At 57.1% G+C, this 16,291-nt stretch carries 20 protein-coding genes and 1 pseudogene; 7 read left to right on the plus strand and 14 right to left on the minus strand.

Features of this window, described 5'->3' with window-relative positions:
* Positions 1 to 3: 3 nt before the first annotated feature.
* Positions 4 to 537, plus strand: coding sequence for an O-acetyl-ADP-ribose deacetylase (locus tag J4E00_RS12100; protein WP_208175401.1), 534 nt, complete (start codon positions 4 to 6; stop codon positions 535 to 537).
* 6 nt (positions 538 to 543) lie between these two features.
* Here the strand turns inward: J4E00_RS12100 and J4E00_RS12105 are convergent, their stop codons facing one another.
* The 5 genes from J4E00_RS12105 to J4E00_RS12125 form a co-directional block, all read right to left on the minus strand.
* A complete protein-coding gene (locus tag J4E00_RS12105; RefSeq protein WP_208175402.1) occupies positions 544 to 1,227 on the minus strand; it encodes a hypothetical protein in 684 nt (227 codons plus the stop codon).
* Between the two features lie 41 nt (positions 1,228 to 1,268).
* Entirely contained in the window at positions 1,269 to 2,150 is an 882-nt protein-coding gene (locus J4E00_RS12110; protein WP_208175403.1) for a 4-hydroxy-3-methylbut-2-enyl diphosphate reductase, read from the minus strand.
* A 196-nt stretch (positions 2,151 to 2,346) separates the two neighbouring features.
* Positions 2,347 to 3,039, minus strand: a complete 693-nt coding sequence (cmk, locus tag J4E00_RS12115; protein ID WP_208175404.1) for a (d)CMP kinase — start codon at positions 3,037 to 3,039, stop codon at positions 2,347 to 2,349.
* A 31-nt stretch (positions 3,040 to 3,070) separates the two neighbouring features.
* Positions 3,071 to 3,478, minus strand: coding sequence for a hypothetical protein (locus tag J4E00_RS12120; RefSeq protein ID WP_208175405.1), 408 nt, complete (start codon positions 3,476 to 3,478; stop codon positions 3,071 to 3,073).
* Between the two features lie 121 nt (positions 3,479 to 3,599).
* The gene (locus J4E00_RS12125) at positions 3,600 to 3,749 is read right to left on the minus strand and encodes a hypothetical protein (protein WP_208175406.1); all 150 of its coding nucleotides are present in this window, start codon (positions 3,747 to 3,749) and stop codon (positions 3,600 to 3,602) included.
* A gap of 180 nt (positions 3,750 to 3,929) precedes the next feature.
* On the opposite strand from J4E00_RS12125, the gene ade reads away from it, so the two are divergent.
* Both ade and J4E00_RS12135 read left to right on the plus strand, forming a co-directional pair.
* Positions 3,930 to 5,585 carry an adenine deaminase gene (ade, locus tag J4E00_RS12130; RefSeq protein WP_208175407.1) on the plus strand — a complete coding sequence of 552 codons (1,656 nt, stop codon included), beginning with the start codon at positions 3,930 to 3,932 and terminating at the stop codon, positions 5,583 to 5,585.
* Between the two features lie 76 nt (positions 5,586 to 5,661).
* Entirely contained in the window at positions 5,662 to 6,144 is a 483-nt protein-coding gene (locus J4E00_RS12135; protein ID WP_208175408.1) for a hypothetical protein, read from the plus strand.
* 66 nt (positions 6,145 to 6,210) lie between these two features.
* Here J4E00_RS12135 and J4E00_RS12140 read toward each other — a convergent pair whose 3' ends face one another.
* Together J4E00_RS12140 and J4E00_RS12145 are read right to left on the minus strand one after the other, a co-directional pair.
* Positions 6,211 to 6,621: a response regulator gene (locus J4E00_RS12140; RefSeq protein ID WP_208175409.1), complete on the minus strand. Its 411-nt coding sequence runs from the start codon at positions 6,619 to 6,621 to the stop codon at positions 6,211 to 6,213.
* A gap of 72 nt (positions 6,622 to 6,693) precedes the next feature.
* Positions 6,694 to 7,668, minus strand: a pseudogene (locus J4E00_RS12145) (PLP-dependent cysteine synthase family protein); the annotation flags it as partial.
* A gap of 296 nt (positions 7,669 to 7,964) precedes the next feature.
* On the opposite strand from J4E00_RS12145, the gene sucD reads away from it, so the two are divergent.
* Positions 7,965 to 8,846 (plus strand): succinate--CoA ligase subunit alpha, encoded by an 882-nt coding sequence (gene sucD, locus J4E00_RS12150; RefSeq protein ID WP_208175411.1) that lies wholly within the window; start codon positions 7,965 to 7,967, stop codon positions 8,844 to 8,846.
* Between the two features lie 68 nt (positions 8,847 to 8,914).
* On the opposite strand, the gene J4E00_RS12155 is transcribed toward sucD, so the two are convergent.
* Together J4E00_RS12155 and J4E00_RS12160 are read right to left on the minus strand one after the other, a co-directional pair.
* Positions 8,915 to 9,574: a hypothetical protein gene (locus J4E00_RS12155; protein WP_208175412.1), complete on the minus strand. Its 660-nt coding sequence runs from the start codon at positions 9,572 to 9,574 to the stop codon at positions 8,915 to 8,917.
* Between the two features lie 9 nt (positions 9,575 to 9,583).
* Positions 9,584 to 10,318: a hypothetical protein gene (locus J4E00_RS12160; protein WP_208175413.1), complete on the minus strand. Its 735-nt coding sequence runs from the start codon at positions 10,316 to 10,318 to the stop codon at positions 9,584 to 9,586.
* 148 nt (positions 10,319 to 10,466) lie between these two features.
* Here J4E00_RS12160 and J4E00_RS12165 point away from each other — a divergent pair, with 148 nt between their 5' ends.
* A complete protein-coding gene (locus J4E00_RS12165; RefSeq protein WP_236049719.1) occupies positions 10,467 to 11,867 on the plus strand; it encodes a mercuric reductase in 1,401 nt (466 codons plus the stop codon).
* A gap of 13 nt (positions 11,868 to 11,880) precedes the next feature.
* Positions 11,881 to 12,381 (plus strand): hypothetical protein, encoded by a 501-nt coding sequence (locus J4E00_RS12170; RefSeq protein ID WP_208175415.1) that lies wholly within the window; start codon positions 11,881 to 11,883, stop codon positions 12,379 to 12,381.
* 45 nt (positions 12,382 to 12,426) lie between these two features.
* Here J4E00_RS12170 and J4E00_RS12175 read toward each other — a convergent pair whose 3' ends face one another.
* Entirely contained in the window at positions 12,427 to 13,056 is a 630-nt protein-coding gene (locus J4E00_RS12175; protein ID WP_208175416.1) for a hypothetical protein, read from the minus strand.
* Positions 13,057 to 13,246: 190 nt separating this feature from the next.
* Positions 13,247 to 13,615 carry a hypothetical protein gene (locus J4E00_RS12180; RefSeq protein WP_208175417.1) on the minus strand — a complete coding sequence of 123 codons (369 nt, stop codon included), beginning with the start codon at positions 13,613 to 13,615 and terminating at the stop codon, positions 13,247 to 13,249.
* Between the two features lie 337 nt (positions 13,616 to 13,952).
* On the opposite strand from J4E00_RS12180, the gene J4E00_RS12185 reads away from it, so the two are divergent.
* Positions 13,953 to 14,675, plus strand: a complete 723-nt coding sequence (locus tag J4E00_RS12185) for a hypothetical protein (RefSeq protein ID WP_208175418.1) — start codon at positions 13,953 to 13,955, stop codon at positions 14,673 to 14,675.
* An 81-nt stretch (positions 14,676 to 14,756) separates the two neighbouring features.
* On the opposite strand, the gene J4E00_RS12190 is transcribed toward J4E00_RS12185, so the two are convergent.
* From J4E00_RS12190 to J4E00_RS12200, 3 genes are all read right to left on the minus strand, one after another.
* The gene (locus J4E00_RS12190) at positions 14,757 to 15,047 is read right to left on the minus strand and encodes a type II toxin-antitoxin system RelE/ParE family toxin (protein ID WP_208175419.1); all 291 of its coding nucleotides are present in this window, start codon (positions 15,045 to 15,047) and stop codon (positions 14,757 to 14,759) included.
* Position 15,048: 1 nt separating this feature from the next.
* Positions 15,049 to 15,249: a hypothetical protein gene (locus J4E00_RS12195; RefSeq protein WP_208175420.1), complete on the minus strand. Its 201-nt coding sequence runs from the start codon at positions 15,247 to 15,249 to the stop codon at positions 15,049 to 15,051.
* Between the two features lie 127 nt (positions 15,250 to 15,376).
* Complete coding sequence (locus J4E00_RS12200) at positions 15,377 to 16,225, minus strand: hypothetical protein (RefSeq protein WP_208175421.1); 849 nt, start codon at positions 16,223 to 16,225, stop codon at positions 15,377 to 15,379.
* Between the last annotated feature and the right edge of the window lie 66 nt (positions 16,226 to 16,291).

A 16,291-nucleotide genomic window follows, 5' to 3' on the forward strand; every position in this document is an offset into this window, starting at 1 on the left:
CGCATGGCACCTCCCCCTTCCATCCGCATTCACGTCACGCAGGGCGACATCACCCGTCAGCAGGTTTCAGCCATCGTCAACGCCGCCAATTCCAGCCTGCTCGGTGGCGGTGGCGTCGATGGGGCCATTCACCGCGCTGGCGGCCCCCAGGTTCTGGAGGAGTGCCGCGCCATCCGGGCCCGTCAGGGTGGCTGTAAAACCGGCGAGGCCGTCATCACCACTGGTGGGCGGCTGCCAGCGGCGCACGTTATCCACACCGTCGGCCCGGTCTGGAACGGTGGCCACAAAGGTGAGCCCGCGCTACTCGCCAATTGCTACCGCAACAGCCTGCGCATAGCCGAAGAACACCAGCTGGAAAGTGTAGCTTTCCCCGGCATCAGCACCGGCATTTACGGCTACCCCAAAAAGGAAGCGGCTGCCGTTGCCGTACACGAGGTGCAGCAGTGGCTGGCGGCTCATGCATTTCCGCAACAGGTGGTATTTGTGGCGTTCGATGACGAGAACCGACGGCTTTATGAAGAGGCCCTTGACGGGTAATGTATACTACTTGGGGCCTGCGGCATCAGCCGCTACCGGCCGAGTAAGGTATTCATTGTAAGCCTCCACTATTTGCAACATGTCATGGTACCGGAGCTTGCTTTTGGTCAGAGCGACCAGCAAATCGTGGTAGTCACGGAAGTAACGGGTCGTTTGTGCAATAAACTCAACCCGGTCTACCGCCACCAACTCCTGGCCGGGGCGTCGCAAGTACCAATACGGGACGGTACGGGTGCTCCAGCCCAGTGGCGTGCCATCCTTTGTCATTCGCTCCCTTACTTCATTATAACAGAGCAACTCCACAGGACCTTTCGTGAGGCGTCGGGCCAGGATGTGCTTGCGCTTTCCTTTCAGGATAATGTGCTCGTAATACTGCCCATTGAGCCTGATGGACTGCACTTTATCAACGTCAATACTGAACGGCACCGCACCAAATCTTTCAATTTCCGCCGGCTGCCGATAAAAGGACAACATGCTCGCGAACCCGTTCAGATTGAGCGGAATGTACACGAAATGTGTTTTGCCATCTGGCCCTACGATTTCAGCCTTGCCGTAACCTTTGATGTCGTTATCATAAAAAGAGACCGGGCTTTTCGCCGCCAGCGAATCTGCCAGCGCGGCGCCTTGTGCCATAGCACGGTCAGCAGCGCACAAACTGAGCAGGGCCGCGAGGAGTAGTCGGGAAATCATTAGCTGGAACAATGTTCTTCAAAGCTAGAGTCCCGGCCGCCTTACGCCAGCTCGCCCACGCCTTCCACCCGCTCGGCCACCTGCTTCATCAGCCACAGTGGGGTGCTGGTGGCCCCGCAAATGCCCACCGATTGTGCACCGGCCAGCCATTCTTCCTCGATTTCGGTTTCATTTTCGATGAAGTAGCTGCGCGGGTTCATGGCATTTACCACCGAGAACAGGGCCTTGCCGTTGGAGCTTTTGCGGCCGCTTACGAAGAGCACCACGTCGTACTCCACCGCAAACTTGGCCAGAGCGGGCTCGCGGTTGCTCACCTGCCGGCAGATGCTGTCGTTGGCATCGAAGCTATCGAGGGTGCCACCGGCGGCCTGAATGCGCGCTTCCATCAGGGCCTTCATCTTGTAGAAGCCGGCCGTGCTTTTGGTGGTCTGGCTAAAGAGCGTGACGGGCCGGGCGAAATCAATCTGGTCGAGGTCAGCCTCGTTCATCACAATAATGGCGCGGTTGCCGGTCTGGCCCGTGAGGCCAGCCACTTCAGCGTGGCCGGGCTGGCCGTAAATCACAATCTGGCCGTCTTGGCGCTGGCTCAGGTCGAAGGCGTGCTTCACCCGGTTTTGCAGCTTGAGCACCACCGGGCAGCTGGCATCAATCAGCTCCAGATTGTTTTTCAAGGCCAATTGGTAGGTTTCGGGCGGTTCGCCATGGGCCCGGATGAGCACCTTGCAGTCGTGCAGCTGGGCCAGCTGCTCCCGGTCGATAATACGGAGGCCCTGCTGGTGCAAGCGCTCCACTTCCATGCTATTGTGCACAATATCGCCGAGGCAATACAGGGTTTCTTCGTGCGCCAATTCATCCTCAGCCATCTGAATGGCGAATTCTACGCCGAAGCAGTAGCCGGAATTCTTATCAATCGTGACCTTCATGCTGTGCTTTAACACCACTGCGACGGCGAGGAGTTCGCCGAGCGCAAAGGTACGGCGAACGGGCGTTGTGCGGTGTTGGCCGAGCTGCAGAACGTCTCATGGATAGCGCCCACTTGTCATGTTAGCCGGTAAGCAGCCAAATCAGTGTCCCAAAGCTGTGCTTCAGGATACCCGTTCCCTTAACTACAAAAGCTTCTTAGTCCCAGCCCGCTGCAAACAACGCTGATGACACCCGGTCCAGCACAAAATCGACCTGCTCGGTGATGGTGATGTGCGTAGTATCGAGTAGCACGGCGTCGGGGGCTCGGCGCAGAGGGCTTTCGGCGCGGGTGGTATCGAGGTAGTCGCGCTTGCGCAGGTTTTCCACAATGTCTTCGAGGGGTACGATTTCACCCTTCTCGGCCAGCTCATCCTGGCGGCGCTTGGCGCGGAGCTCCACTTCGGCAGTCATAAAAATCTTGACTTCCGCATCAGGGAAAACGGTGGTACCAATGTCACGGCCATCCATCACCACGCCGCGTTTACGACCCATTTGCTGTTGTTGGGCTACCATGGCATGCCGCACCATCGGAATTATTGATACCTCGCTCACGGAGTTAGAAATCCGCATCTGGCGGATATCATCTTCGTGGTTCACACCATTCAGAAACAGCTCGTTGCGGCCGGTATTGCGGTTGCGCCGGAAGGTGATATCTATTTCCTGCAGGGCCTGCTCGATGCGGGGCAAATCGTCGAAGGCGATGTGCTGTTCGAGTAGGTACAGCGTCACGGCGCGGTACATGGCGCCGGTGTCCACGTAGGCGTAGTGCAGGAGGTTGGCTACGGCTTTAGCCGTGGTGCTTTTGCCACAGGAAGAGTAGCCGTCAATGGCGATAACGAGTTGTTTCATAACGACGCGGGCGGCCATTGGCCCCGCAAGATTACGAAATCCAACCCTTACGAACGGCAGGTGGGGTCTTCAGACGCTGCGGAACGGAGGCAAAAAAGGCCGCCACCGAAGCGCTTTCTCCCTCATTCAGTTGCGCATCGACTAAATGAAAGGGATTAAAAAAAAATCGATTGGCCAGCCCGATGCCAGTGGTTCCGTCCTTGCCGGTGCCCCATTCGCCCCGGTACACCTGCACCAAGCACTGTCCCAAAAAGCAGCCCAACGCCATAATCACGCCCGGCCGCTCGGCTGGCCCCAGCTCGCCGCGCTGGGCCTGAATAAAGTTGGCCAGATGGGCCACGCCCTCGGCATCAAAAGCTTTTAGGTGAAGCTGCTGCCGCACCTGTTCGGCAGCAGCATTTATCGAATCGAGGGGAGACTGTGAGGTGTCGTCAGGCATAATGTATTCTGAATAACAATAAGCAGGCAATAAGGCGCAGAAAGCGTCAGCGTGCCGGCAAATTAATCATTCAAGGCAAGCACGACACTACTTACTGCACAATAGATGTTGCGGACTGTAGCTAGTGCCCGCAGGGGCAGGGCACCGACTTTCCGCCGCTGTGGTGCTTGTACCAAGAAGTTTTTTTCTGCTGCGCGGTACGGCGGGCGCAGCCGCCCTCGGCCAGCAGCAGCGGCAGCACGAGCAGCAAAAGGACAAGGTTCTTTTTCACCGGAAACTGGTTTTTTGTCAAATATAAGGTTCTTTGCCTGCGGGTGGGTAGTTGTCAGTGGTTCGCTTTTGGTTGTCAGGCACACTTAAAAGAACTTGCCTTACCATCCACAACGCTTAGCAAAGCACATCTGAGCTATTTCATTCCTACCCACCGGCAACTAATTCCCAATAACTAATCATGACTGCTGATTTCTCGCTCACCGCCAACGTGGTTGATGTTTTTGCTCGTTCCATTCAGCCCGCTATTATTTCCATAGAAGCGGGTCGCATTGCCGCCATCGCGCCCATTGCCGAAGCCGAGGCCGACCCGGCGCTGCCCTACGTGCTGCCCGGTTTTGTGGATGCCCACGTGCACATCGAAAGCTCTCTGCTGGTTCCCACTGAGTTTGCGCGCCTGGCCGTAACGCACGGCACGGTGGCTACTGTATCCGACCCGCACGAAATTGGCAACGTGCTGGGCGTGGCCGGCGTGGAGTTCATGCTGGAAAACGCAGCGCATTCGCCGTTCAAGTTCTGCTTTGGCGCGCCCAGCTGCGTACCGGCCACACCGTTTGAAACGGCCGGGGCCGAAATCACGGCCACCGACATCGTCAAGCTATTTGAAAACCCCAAAATCGGCTACTTGGCCGAGATGATGAACTGGCCCGGCGTGCTCCACCGCGACGCCGACGTGATGCAGAAAATAGCCCTGGCCCATGCTGCCGGCCGCCCCGTAGACGGCCATGCTCCCGGCCTGCGCGGCGATGATGCCACCCACTACGCCAGTGCCGGCATCAGCACCGACCACGAGTGCTTCACCGCAGCCGAAGCACTGGATAAGCTGGCCGTGGGCATGAAAATCCTCATCCGCGAGGGCTCAGCGGCCCGCAACTTCGATGCTCTCATCGAGCTGCTCCCCGAGCACTATCACCACCTCATGTTCTGCTCCGACGACAAGCACCCCGATACGCTCGTGCTCGGTCACATCAACCAGCTGGTGCAGCGCGCCGTGGCCCTTGGCAACGACGTATTCAGCGTGTTGCGCGTGGCCTGCGTGAACCCCGTGAAGCACTATAACCTGCCCGTCGGATTGCTAGGCGAAGGCGACCCGGCCGACTTTATCGTGGTGAAGGATTTGCGCGACTTTGAGGTGCTGCAAACCTACCTCAACGGCGAGCTGGTGGCCGAAAACGGCAAGTCGCTGCTACCGGCTGCCCCCGTGGCGGTGGTCAATAACTTCCACGCCCAGCCCGTTTCAGCTGCCGATTTTCAACTACCTATTGCGCACGAACAAGCTACTCTTCGCGCTATCGAGTGCTTTGATGGCCAGCTTATTACGGCTCGCGTCGACTTACCCGCCACTATTGAGCAAGGCTTCGTCGTGCCCAACATAGGCGAAGATGTGCTCAAATTGGCCGTTATAAACCGCTACCAGCCGCAGGTGGCACCGGCCCTGGCCTTCATTCGCGGGTTTGGGCTGAAACACGGCGCTTTGGCCAGCAGCGTGGGGCACGATTCGCACAACATCACGGCCGTTGGCTGCGACGACGAGAGCCTGGCCCGTGCCGTAAATCTGGTTATCCAAGCCAAAGGTGGCCTGGCCGCCGTGGGTGCCGACGGCCAGGAAATTCTAGTACCACTGCCCGTGGCCGGCCTCATGTCGGACCAGGAAGGCTCCGCTGTGGCAGCAGCCTATGCAGCTGTTGATGCCTTAGCAAAACAGCTGGGCTCGCCGCTGGGAGCGCCGTTTATGACGCTTTCCTTCATGGCTCTGCTCGTTATTCCCAGCCTGAAACTGAGCGACAAAGGCCTATTCGACGGGCAGCAATTCACGTTTGTGGACGCGGTAGAATAAGCAGACTTTATTCAACCTTGGCAATTTCTGGCGTCGTTTCTGCGTAGGGTTACCACCCCGCTCCTACCCCATTGCCATGAAATTGCTGCTTGTACTCATGTCGCTCGTGTTGCTGGTGCCCCCGCCGGCTGCCGCGCAGAAATACCGCACGGCGGCCGGCCTGCGCAGCGACGGCACTAACTACGGCCTCACCGTTCAGCAGGTGCTTCTGCCTAAGGCTACGCTGGAGGGCTTGGCCATGTTTGCCCCACGGGAGCGTAGCGCTACGCTCATGGCCGAGCGCCATTTCGGCATCCTTGGTCCTAGCTTGAACTACTATTTCGGCGCGGGCGGTCACGTTGGCACCCACAAAGACGACGGCAATTTCTGGGGTTTCGATGGCGTTATTGGCGCCGAATACAAGGTTGCCTTCATCCCTTTTGTCATTTCCTTCGACTTCAAGCCCACCATCGAATACGGCTCGGGCGACTGGAACCGCTTTCCGACGGCATTTTCCATCCGCTACATTTTCCTAAAAAAGAAGAAGACGGGTATTTTTCGGGCCCTAGATAAGCTATAAAACAAAAGTCCCGACACTGCGCGGTGTCGGGACTTTTCAACTCTTGGCTACTTATGGTGTTAGCTGCTACTGAAACCGCTTTTCCAGCAGCTTGCGCATCTTTTCTTCGGTTAGGGGCTTGGTGAGGTACTCGACGTTGGGATACTGGGCTACGCGGGCCGTGTCGGCACCGTGCATGGAAGTGGTGAGGACGGCCATTACCGTTTGGTCCTGCACCGGCTTAGGCAGCGAGTTGTAGAGCTCCAGAAACTCGAAACCGGACACGCCGGGCATCTTCAGGTCTACGAATACCAAGTCGGGTGCGGGCACGGCACTTTCGCTCGTGTTGTCGCCCCAGAGCTGTTCAAACGCCTCATCGGCCCGCGAAAACGTGCTAACGTGCTGCGCAACAGCCAACCGACCCAACAACCGATTATTCAGAAAGCTGGTGGTTTCGTTGTCATCAACGAGTACAATATGATTCAAATTTGCGGACATTGATAGGGGGTTATTTTAGCTTCCACGAAGATACCAACAGAACAACGGCCTGGCAATTGCGCAGCTTACTTACAGCCAGCCCTGGGCGCGCATCCAGTCGTCATTGTAGATTTTGCCGAGGTAGCGCGTGCCGTGGTCGGGCAGCACAATCACCATCGTGTCGTCTTCCTTCAGGTGCTCGCGAGCGTATTCGAGAGCCCCAAAAACCGCCGAGCCGCAGCTCCAGCCCACAAACAGGCCTTCTTCCTTGGCCAGCCGGCGGGTCATCACGGCGGCGTCCTTATCGGTCACTTTGATGAACAAATCGATAACATCGAAGTCCACATTCTTGGGCAGAATATCCTCGCCGATGCCTTCTGTTTTGTAGGGATAAATTTCGTCTTTATCGAAGATGCCCGTTTCCTTGTATTTCTTGAACACCGAGCCGTAGGTGTCGAGGCCCAGCGTGAAGATGTTGGGATTTTGCTCTTTCAGGTACTTGCTCACGCCGCAGATGGTGCCGCCCGTGCCCACACCGGCGGCCCAGTGCGTGATTTTACCCTCAGTCTGCTGCCAGATTTCGGGGCCGGTGGTGTCGTAGTGCGCAGCGGCGTTCGAGAGGTTATCGTACTGGTTGGGGTAGAACGAATTGGGCGTTTCCTGGTTGAGGCGCTTGGCCACGGAGTAATAGCTGCGCGGGTCTTCGGGGGCCACATCTACGGGGCATACCACCACCTGAGCCCCCACGGCGCGCAGAATGTCCTGCTTTTCCTTGCTCTGCTTGTCGCTCATTACGAAGATGGTTTTGTAGCCTTTCGCAATGGCGGCCAGAGCCAGGCCCATGCCGGTGTTGCCGCTGGTGCCTTCGATGATGGTGCCGCCCGGCTTGATGAGGCCGGCCTTCTCAGCGTCCTCAATCATGCGGATGGCCATGCGGTCCTTCACCGAGTTGCCGGGGTTGAAATACTCAACTTTGGCCAGTACGGTGCCTTTAATGCCAGCCGCAACGCTGTTGAGCTTGACGAGAGGCGTTTGGCCAACGGCCTCGATGACGTGATTGAAATACATGAAAAAAGAATGGTGGGAGTGTGGGGTGAGAAGACAAAGGTAGGAATTTCGGCGGCGGGGTGCGGAGTTAGCGCCCTTCATCCTGAGCGAAACAAATGACATCATCACCGCCGAACAAGGTGCAGTAATCTCAACTGACATAGGCGTGGTAAGGTCCTTGGCTCTGCTCAGGATGACAGATGGTTTCCGGATGATAGATACTGGCCTTGCCCTAGCCCCAAAATGCCCTACTTTTGCAGCACCGCTGCCCGACCGGGCTGCCTCCCCACTTCATCAACACCCAAAAACACCTCCGAATGAGCGTTCTGGTCAATAAAGATTCCAAGGTTATCGTGCAGGGCTTCACCGGCTCCGAGGGCTCGTTCCACGCCCAACAGATGATGGACTACGGCACCAACGTAGTGGGCGGCGTGACGCCCGGCAAAGGCGGTTCCGAGCACCTCGGCCGTCCCGTGTTCAACACCGTGGCCGAGGCTGTGGAGAAGGCCGGCGCCGATACCAGCATCATTTTCGTGCCGCCGGCTTTCGCCGCCGACGCCATCATGGAAGCGGCCGACGCGGGCATTAAAGTGATTATCACAATCACCGAAGGCATCCCGACCAAGGACATGATTGCCGTGAAGCAGTACCTCTCGGAGCGCACCGGCGTGACGATGATTGGGCCAAACTGCCCCGGCGTGATGACCGCCGGCGAGTGCAAAGTGGGCATCATGCCCGGCTTCATCTTCACCAAAGGCCGCATCGGCATCGTGTCCAAGTCGGGCACGCTGACCTACGAAGCCGTTGACCAGCTCACCAAAGCCGGCCTGGGCCAGACCACGGCCATCGGCATCGGCGGCGACCCCATCATCGGTACCACCACCAAGCAGGCGGTGGAATTGCTCATGAACGACCCCGAAACCGAAGGCATCGTGATGATTGGCGAAATCGGCGGCGGCATGGAAGCCGAAGCGGCGCGCTGGATTAAAGAAACCGGCAATAAGAAACCTGTAGTAGGCTTCATCGCCGGCCAGACGGCGCCTCCCGGCCGCCGCATGGGCCACGCTGGTGCCATCGTAGGCGGTGCCGACGATACGGCTGCTGCTAAAATGGCCATCATGCGCGAGTGCGGCATCCACGTGGTGGATTCGCCCGCCGAGATTGGCGACACTATGCTGCGCGTGCTGAGTGGCAAGTAGTTTTTGCCTGCGGCTTATCGCAAGAAGTAGTTGATAGAGAAAAGCCCCAGCTTCTGCTGGGGCTTTTTTTATTGGTTACCCCAAACGATGTAGTCAGATGCTTTTGCCACACCCAGCTCAGCAGAAAGCAAATCTATTCTGTCTGCAAAGGCCTGCATCAGTTGTCTCGCTCTTTCCGTAGCGTTGGCCAAGTCTTCTATTGGCACAACTACTCTGGATTGCGCGGGCTGGTCAAAGGCTTCATCTGGGTCTTCGCACGTTATCAACAGGTGGACACCGTTTTTTACAGCTTCCGGGCCTGGGTGGCCTTCCAGGCAAAACGGCCCTGCGGTAAACTGTGGTTCTAACAGGTCTTCCCAGCTGCTGAAATCAGCAATTGTGCTACAACACTGCGGCACCAAAACCGGCACGCCATCCACAATGAGGATGCAGCCGCCAAATAGTGCGCATGATTCTGCTAAGGGGATGGGGGCCGTACCGTCACTGTCCAAATGGTTTTGCACCAACAGCCTCAAATCCGGCAGGCTCCACTGGTCGACACACACGAAATTACAACCCTGAATTACACACTGATAGTCGGAAAACCCTCCCACTACCAAGAGCTGCCGTTGATACTCATCCCACTCAAACGGGTTTTGCTGGAAACTAGCCAGTGGGCGTTGAATTGCCTGTAACCGGGCTTTTGCAGTTATGGGAATCTCCAGCACAGGAATCAATTCTATATTCATCAAGCAGCATTATTCCCCTAGCGTGGTGTTCTTGTCCAGGTTGATGACGATGCCGACCTGAAAGACGGAGTTGGCGGCTTTGAGGTACTTGTTGTTGCGGAAGCCGAAAATCTGGCCGCTCATGAGCTGTAGCTGGACGGGGCCCGCTATCTGGGTGCGGGTGAAGGTGATGGGCTCGAAAAAGACGTTGTTTTCGCCCGGGGCAGCTAGGCCGTCGATGGTGAAGTTGTTGAGTTGCATGTAGCTCAGGCGCATGGCCGCGCCGTAGGTAAGCGGAAAGTCGCGGTTGAAGAGGTGCAGGCTCTTTTGCTTTTTCTTGGCGTAGTTCACCTGGGCGAAGATTTTAGAGAGGCTGCCGTCGAGGGTGCGGGTGGTGAGCTGGGCTTCGTTGCGCTCGATGCGCTGGGTAGAGCCGCCGCCACCGCCCACGTACACTTCGAGCACGCGCTTGTCGGGCAGGCGCGTGAAGTAGCCGAGGCTGGCTTCCCCAAAGTCGATGTTCTCGGTCTTGTCGGATTTTTTGCGGTGCAGCGAAGAGAAGGTGCCGGCCACTGCCAGGTGGTTGGTGAGGCCATAAGCGCCTTGCAGGGCATAGTTGGTGTGCTGGTTGGTGCTCACGGTGCCGTAGAACTCGCCCTGGTGCGTGAGCATGGGTGCGTGCGGCGGCGGGGGAAAGTAGAGCGAGGCGCAGCCTGTGAGGCCAGTGAGGACAAGCAAAAAGGCTAAACGCAGCAAATGCTTCATGAGGCGGAGTTAGGAGAACAAGCCCAGGCAACGCCTGAACCGGCAATTTCGTGTTTCTACTGGACTTTACGGCGGATTTCAGTTAGCAGACTCAGTCATGGGGCAAACCGGACCGTATGTAGGAGTCCACTCATCTTTAATGCCTGCTATGCCCGCCGATTCGTTTGATGCCATCATTATAGGAGCCGGCCAGGCTGGTACGCCCCTTGCCTACGCGCTGGCCGATGCGGGCCGCCGCGTGGCAATGGTGGAAAGCGAGGCACTGGGCGGGTCCTGCATCAACTACGGCTGCGCGCCCACCAAGGCGCTGCTGGCTTCGGCCCAGCGGGCCCACCAGGTGCGCACGGCGGGCGAGCTGGGCATTAATGCACCGGAGCCAGACGTCGATTTTGCGGCCGTGATTGGGCGCATGCACCGGCTGCGCCAGAACTCGCGCGACAGCCTGCACCGCAAGATTACGGAGGACCACGAGGGCATTACGCTCATTCGCGGGCGGGCGCAGTTCACGGCGCCGCACACGTTGCGCGTGGCGCTGGTGGTGGGCGGCGAGCAGCAGCTTACGGCCCCGCTCATCTTCATCAATACCGGTACCAAGGCGGCGGTGCCCGAACTGGAAGGGCTGGCCGACAGCGGCTACCTCACCAGCGACTCGTTGCTGCTCAACCTGACCGAGCAGCCCGAGCACCTCATCATTATGGGGGGCAGCTACATTGGGGTGGAGTTTGGGCAGATGTTTCGGCGCTTGGGGACTCGCGTAACCATTGTGGATACCAAGCCGCGCCTCATGGCCCGCGAAGACCCCGACGTGAGCCACCCGCTGGAAGCCTGCCTGGCCGAGGCCGGCGTGGAGCTGGTGCTGGGAGCCGATGTCCGCCGTGTGAGCCGCGCGGCTGATGGCAGCATTACCCTCACCGTGGATGCCAAGGCCGGCGAGCGGCGCCTGCACGGCAGCCACCTGCTGGTGGCAGTGGGCCGCGAGCCCAACACGCAGGAACTTGGGCTGGAACACACCGGCGTGAAGCTGGACGAGGACGGCTACATTGAGGTGAACGAGCACCTGCAGACCGGCACGCGGGGCGTGTATGCGCTGGGCGACGTGAAGGGCGGCCCGCAGTTCACTCACATTGCCTACGACGACTACCGCATTGTGCGGGATGCCTTGCTGCACGGCCAACAGCGCGGCACCGCCGACCGGCCCCTCCCCTACGTGGTGTTTACGGAGCCGCAGTTGGGCCGCATTGGCCTCTCAAAGAGCCAGGCGAAGGAAAAGGGGATTGCTTACCGGGTGAGCCGGCTGCCGGCCCGCACCATTGGGCGGGCCGTGCAGACGGGCGAAACCGAAGGCTTTGTGGAGGTGCTGGTGGGCGAGGACGATCGGCTGCTGGGTGCAGCGGTGTTCTGCGAGCAGGGTGGCGAAATCATGACCATGTTTCAGCTGGCGATGGCGGGCCGGCTGCGCTACCAGGAGCTGGAAGACATGATTTTGGCCCACCCGAGCTGGGCCGAGGTGCTGAATAATGCGTTTCAGCGATTGAAGCCGGGCGAATAGCTCCTGCGCACTAATGGCTGCTGAAGTCCCCCCTGCCCCGCCCGTTTCCAGAAAGAAGAACATTCTGGCAATCCTGGCTTTTCTTGCCGCTTTCTATACCATTGTGCCTTTTCTGCTGGGGGGTGGGCTGGCGGGGTTGTTGCCACCCTCAACCGAGGATTTTGACATGGCTCTGACGGATGCCGAAGTCACCGACGTTTCGATGAACCGTCAGCAATACACCTATCAGTTAGACGGCAACGATTATAAGCATTATAATTTCAACGCCTTTGATGCGGCCAACCCGGCCGACCGCACAGGGATGAGTGATGAGTTGGGGTATGACCCCTCAGACCTGGGCCACTACCTGCACCGCGGCGACCGCCTTACCAAAGCCGCCAATTCTCCTTTGCTGACGGTGCGCCGCGGGACAATCGTCACCCATTGGATACTGTACTCGGCCACGCCCGAAAGCAAGTTGCCGCCACCAAAAAAAGTGTTCATGCTGGATGGCGACACGGTCGTCATCCCCTGAGCTGGCTGGCCCCTGCTGGTTTCGGGGCCCAGCAGGGGCCAAGGGCTAGAGCTTGGCGAGTTTTTCCAGGTCCATGTCGTCGGCAATAGACTTCAGGAGGGCCATGTCTTTTTGCTTGGTGCCCTTGAGGGTGAGCAGGAACCGGCCGCCGACGGCGAGCGTCATTTCGGCGCGGCCGTCTTTTTTGTAGAAGGTGTCCATGCCTTTCACGCCGTCGGCTTTCACGGCAGTGGGGCCCATGATGTGGTCGTCGTCTTCCTGCTCAATGCCGAGGCTCATCATGGCGGCGGCGCCTTGGTAGAGGGCGTTCGAGCCGTTGTAGTCGATGAGGGATATTTCTACTTCCTCGTCGGGGCTTTTGGTGAAGGTGCGCTCGGCGGTGGAGAAGGCCATGCCGGTCATTTTCTGCGACTGGCCTTTGAGCTCGCCGGGGGTGTAGCCGCTCACTTCGGTGGGCAGGTATTGCTCCAGCTCTTTGTAGGGCAGGGAAAGGGTATCGCCGCGCTTCACCCGCTCGGCGCGGTCGGTTTCGGCCTTTTCGAGGTTGGCGGTCATGTCCTTGCCGGCTTCGCTGAGCTTGGAGATGGCCGAATACGACTCTTTGGCTTGTTTGGCTTGCTCGCAGCCCGTGGCAAGAAGCAAAGCAGCGGCGGCAATGGTCAACTGGACTTTCATGAATACAGAGCGTCGGGAAGGTAATACGACAACCCAAAAGTACAGGTATAACTTAATTATTTAATGATATGGTAATCCGAAGGCTCAAGTATTGGGCACAGCATGCAAAAGGGCACCCGCTGCTATGCGGGTGCCCTTTTGCTATGAGATTGTTGGCGGCAGACGTGCCACCCTGTCGCTGAGCTTTAGGCTAAACGGGCTGCTCGCGCTGCATAAATTCCCGCACCGAGGTGGAGTCGTTCAGCACTTTTACAACGACCCAAAGCAGCAGCAGCTGCAGGCTATAGCCCAGGAGCGGGCCGCCTTCTTTCCAGTTGAAGAACAGAATCAGGGCAGTAAACAGGAGCTGGAGGCCGCTCAGAAACAGGCCCAGCGTGATGGCGTGCCGCCACCGCCGAAACAGGAGCAGAATCAGCAGCAGGTTCATCGTCTGGTCGTGGCTGACGTGGCCGGTTTCCTGCACAAACCATAACTTGAAGTGCGCCGGTAGCCAGTCGCTCAGCAGCAGGCAAATGGATACCAGAATTAATAAGCGGAAACCCTTGCTGTTGATGTCCATAACGGGGAGGTGTGCGCGGCCGGTGGTACGCAAAGTACGGGCGTTGGTTTGGCAAGCGCAAGCGCTGGCATTGGCGTTGTTACCGATGCCTCTGGCCAGGCTGCCAATGGGTCCGGCAACCGTTCCAACCGGTCCGGCGAGCGTTCCAAATGCCCTGGTACACCTTCCAAGCGCCCCGGCGTAGGCTCCAATCATTCCGGCAGGGGTTCCAATTGCTCCGGCAGCCGTTCCAACGGCTCCGGCACGGGTTCCAATTGCCCCGGTGAGGCTTCCAATCGGGACCGAAAAAAAGCGTACTATTACGCTTATACTATTCACCTTACCGTCTTCGTAGTCAATGAATGCGCGCCAACTACCCTTCGCCTTCCGTATTAGCGAGCTGCTGCCCGTGGCCCGCTTGCTCCGCGCCAGCTACGTGCGCGACCAAGCTGATTTTCAGGACCTGCTGCCGGAGGATTACAAACCCGATTTTTTGAAGGATTTCGACAAGGCCAGCGCGGCCGTGGAGAACGTGCAGCGCAGCAGCGTGGCCATTGCCGAGCGGCAGCTCGTGACGCAGCGCATCGAAGGGCTGCTGCAGGCACTGCCGCAGCTCCTCAACCGCCTCGAAGCCCGGGTGCGCCGCGCTGAGGGCCTCACCGTGCCGGCCAAGAAGTTCGGCATTGAGGCTGTGCGCCGCGACCGCAACGACAACGAGCATGAGGGCCTGGCCGATTCGCTGAAAACGCTGCTTCAAAACATTGAAACCAATAAAAAGGCCTTGTTCGACAAGGGCCAAAAGCCCGAGGAAAACAGCCAAATCCAAAGCCTCTACGACGGCCTGGTGCAGGACAGCACCACCCAGGGCAGCGGCCTGAGCGACCAGCGCCTGCTCACGGCGGACAACGCCAATCTATTCCGCGCCCTCTACGCTCCCATCAAACACCTGCTTGCCGACGGCAAAAGCCTCTACCAAACCTCCGATAAAGTCAAGGCGAAGGACTATACGCTGCGCAAGATTCTGCAGCAGGTGCGCCGGGAGCAGGGCGGCGGGGCCGGTACTGGCACCCAAGCCCCGTAGGTATCGGAGTAACTTATTGAGTGATATAAAAAAGGGCACCCACTTGGCGTGGGTGCCCTTTTTTGTTGAATCAATGATGCTTTACAGCGGCCGTTGCAACGGCCGCAACCCAGTCTGGAATGCCAGCACATCAATCCGTTCAACTGAAACTAAGCGGTAGATGATGCGATACTGTCGGTACAGTAGCTCCCGTATCGTTTCGTCGCCGAATTCGGGTACCATGCGGCCCATACGGGGGTGCTGACGCAACAAATCAAGCTGCCGAAAGACGCTATTCACGACCAACGAAGCCCGGGTTGTTGAATATTGCGCCAAATAATCAGCCTGCTCATCCAGCTCGTGCACGAAGCGGGTGGTGTAGTGAATAACCATGCTACCGCGCCGTTACGCCGGTGTCGGTCAGCCAGCGGCTGAGGTAGCTTCTGGCTTCGGCCTCGGTCAGCGTTTCGCCATTGTCTGATTGGCGAACTCCTTCCTCAATGCGTTTGATGAGGAGCAGACGTTCGAAAAGGTCTTCTAGCTCGAAGTTTTCCGGCAGCTGGTTAACAGTTTCGAGGATTTGGGCTTTAGTCATAGCGGAGGTGGCTTGTTGTATTTACTAAACTACGCGGCGGGCGGCGAAAGTGCCGAGGTAGGCGCGCCCCAAACCACAGACTTGAACCCATTGGGCAGCGCGTCACAGACGCACGCCAGCCGGGAAATTACATAAATGGCTGATGACCGAGTTTGACAAAGCTTGATAAAAGAACTTTTATCCCAACAGATTCAAAATCAACTTCAACTTTATGCGTCCCTTGTTGAACTTGTATTCCTGTGACTACACCTTTCCCAAATTTCTTATGGTAAATGGTATCTGACAGTTTAAATACGTGCCCATCATTTTTAAATGAAGTGGTATTAGATTCGAAAGGAAAAATCCTTTCTTTATTAGGCACATGGCCTTCAGTATTTGTATGCTTTGTCTGCGAATCTATTAATGGCTCTAATTTAAGTATCTTATCATTTATACTCTTCAGCGTTTCCATCATCAAACTCATCTCTGGGGAGAGCTTTACTGGCTCACTTATATTGGCTTTTGTTATTGACAAAAGAGATATGATGGAGTTGTCTTTAGTATCATGCTGCTCGTATGTTGCTGTAATAGCATCTGCAATCTGTTTGATTGCAGAATTAACTTGGTCAACTCTCATGGTACTATCATAACCTACATCACGGAATCCTTGTATATCGAATATTCTAGGCGTCACATTATCCTTTATCAGTGCAACTGGCAAATCAAATGCTTGGCGTATACCCAATTCATATAAAACGTTTGGGTTCTTTGAACTCAAATCGCACAAAGCCATTTCACAATTAACTATTTTATGCAAAATATCGACAACTATAATGTTGCTTTTCTGAACATCATCCGCACGCAGGGGCTCAAATCCAGCCTCAATGCATGCGGGTTTTATGATGTGCTCATAAACTCTTTTAAAATGTCCAGTTTCATAGTCAGCATGGTCTGATACTGGCATTATTATAAAGCAAGTTTTTTTCTCGGTCTGCATTCTATTTGAAATTTAAATAATCAAAACCCCCGCGCCAGCCTTGCAGCCGACGCGGGGGTTTCTGTG

It is taken from the genome of Hymenobacter negativus (assembly GCF_017571495.1).
In the GTDB taxonomy this organism is placed as follows: Bacteria; Bacteroidota; Bacteroidia; order Cytophagales; family Hymenobacteraceae; genus Hymenobacter; species Hymenobacter negativus.

Coding starts and splice junctions, on each gene's coding strand:
- J4E00_RS12100 (WP_208175401.1), top strand. CDS start 4: ATGGCACCTCCCCCTTCCATCCGCATTCACGTCACGCAGGGCGACATC.
- J4E00_RS12105 (WP_208175402.1), bottom strand. CDS start 1,227: ATGATTTCCCGACTACTCCTCGCGGCCCTGCTCAGTTTGTGCGCTGCT.
- J4E00_RS12110 (WP_208175403.1), bottom strand. CDS start 2,150: ATGAAGGTCACGATTGATAAGAATTCCGGCTACTGCTTCGGCGTAGAA.
- cmk (WP_208175404.1), bottom strand. CDS start 3,039: ATGAAACAACTCGTTATCGCCATTGACGGCTACTCTTCCTGTGGCAAA.
- J4E00_RS12120 (WP_208175405.1), bottom strand. CDS start 3,478: ATGCCTGACGACACCTCACAGTCTCCCCTCGATTCGATAAATGCTGCT.
- ade (WP_208175407.1), top strand. CDS start 3,930: ATGACTGCTGATTTCTCGCTCACCGCCAACGTGGTTGATGTTTTTGCT.
- J4E00_RS12135 (WP_208175408.1), top strand. CDS start 5,662: ATGAAATTGCTGCTTGTACTCATGTCGCTCGTGTTGCTGGTGCCCCCG.
- J4E00_RS12140 (WP_208175409.1), bottom strand. CDS start 6,621: ATGTCCGCAAATTTGAATCATATTGTACTCGTTGATGACAACGAAACC.
- sucD (WP_208175411.1), top strand. CDS start 7,965: ATGAGCGTTCTGGTCAATAAAGATTCCAAGGTTATCGTGCAGGGCTTC.
- J4E00_RS12155 (WP_208175412.1), bottom strand. CDS start 9,574: ATGAATATAGAATTGATTCCTGTGCTGGAGATTCCCATAACTGCAAAA.
- J4E00_RS12160 (WP_208175413.1), bottom strand. CDS start 10,318: ATGAAGCATTTGCTGCGTTTAGCCTTTTTGCTTGTCCTCACTGGCCTC.
- J4E00_RS12165 (WP_236049719.1), top strand. CDS start 10,467: ATGCCCGCCGATTCGTTTGATGCCATCATTATAGGAGCCGGCCAGGCT.
- J4E00_RS12170 (WP_208175415.1), top strand. CDS start 11,881: ATGGCTGCTGAAGTCCCCCCTGCCCCGCCCGTTTCCAGAAAGAAGAAC.
- J4E00_RS12175 (WP_208175416.1), bottom strand. CDS start 13,056: ATGAAAGTCCAGTTGACCATTGCCGCCGCTGCTTTGCTTCTTGCCACG.
- J4E00_RS12180 (WP_208175417.1), bottom strand. CDS start 13,615: ATGGACATCAACAGCAAGGGTTTCCGCTTATTAATTCTGGTATCCATT.
- J4E00_RS12185 (WP_208175418.1), top strand. CDS start 13,953: ATGAATGCGCGCCAACTACCCTTCGCCTTCCGTATTAGCGAGCTGCTG.
- J4E00_RS12190 (WP_208175419.1), bottom strand. CDS start 15,047: ATGGTTATTCACTACACCACCCGCTTCGTGCACGAGCTGGATGAGCAG.
- J4E00_RS12195 (WP_208175420.1), bottom strand. CDS start 15,249: ATGACTAAAGCCCAAATCCTCGAAACTGTTAACCAGCTGCCGGAAAAC.
- J4E00_RS12200 (WP_208175421.1), bottom strand. CDS start 16,225: ATGCAGACCGAGAAAAAAACTTGCTTTATAATAATGCCAGTATCAGAC.